The sequence below is a fragment of the Mesorhizobium sp. M7A.F.Ca.US.006.04.2.1 genome (assembly GCF_004022915.1).
GTDB lineage: Bacteria > Pseudomonadota > Alphaproteobacteria > Rhizobiales > Rhizobiaceae > Mesorhizobium > Mesorhizobium ciceri.
The window spans coordinates 1-850 of the sequence record NZ_RZQA01001433.1; the positions used below are offsets into that span (position 1 = coordinate 1).

Below are 850 nucleotides of genomic sequence, written 5' to 3' on the forward strand. Positions count from 1 at the left end.
GTTTTGGCGCTTCGGCTTCCGGAGCGGGTTCCCCGGTGGCTGCTTCAGTCACCGTCACGGTTTCGTCCGGCGCGGCGTCCGTTGCCGGCGCGGCATTTGACACCAGCTCGGCCGGTGCAACTTCTTCTGCCGCTGCGGCTTCAGTCTCGGCAGCTTCAGCCTCTGCCTGCGGTTCAACCGGCGCCGGTTCAGCAGCAGCCTCGGCAACAGGCGCTTCGTCTTGCACGGTTTCGACCGGAGCGTCCGCCTGTTCTTCCACGGCAGGCGCAGCAGGTTCCGCCGCGGCGTCGGAGGTCATTTCGGTCGCCGTTTCCGAAACGGCCACTGCGTCCGATGCCGGCTCCGACCCTTCGACTGCTGCCTCTGCTGCGGCGTCCGCCGCCTTGGCCTCCTCGGCTCGTCCCGCCTCTTCCGCCGCAAGCTTCGCCATCCCTGCTTCGCGCGCGGCATTGTCCTGTGCTTCGAGCCGCGCCTTGACCTCGACGGCCGGCTTCGGCCCGGCACGGTAGCCGAGACCTTTGAGGATCTCTTCCCTGTCGTCCGCGGTGGCGCCGAGGATCGACATCATCGGCGGCGTCACCATGAAGGACTGGCCGTCATAGGCGCCGTCCGGGCGCTGGCCGAGACCGGGCTTCCAGTTGGTCGCCGGGCGGATCAGATCCGCCAGCCGTTCCAGGATGTCGATGCGCACGGCGCGACGGCCGAGATTGCGGTAGCCGGCAAGCTTGTAGAAGGTCTTGTCGAAGGCCGGGTCGATGACCACCGAGGTGCGACCCGAGGCGAGCGCATGGACCACGTCGCCAAAACCTGGCTTGTCCTTGCCGTCGTTCTTCAGCGCCCACAGCAGCGT

The 850-nt window shown here is 67.6% G+C and carries 1 pseudogene; it reads right to left on the reverse strand.

The window, feature by feature from the left end:
* Window positions 1–850: pseudogene (locus tag EN925_RS37850) on the reverse strand (helicase); the annotation flags it as partial.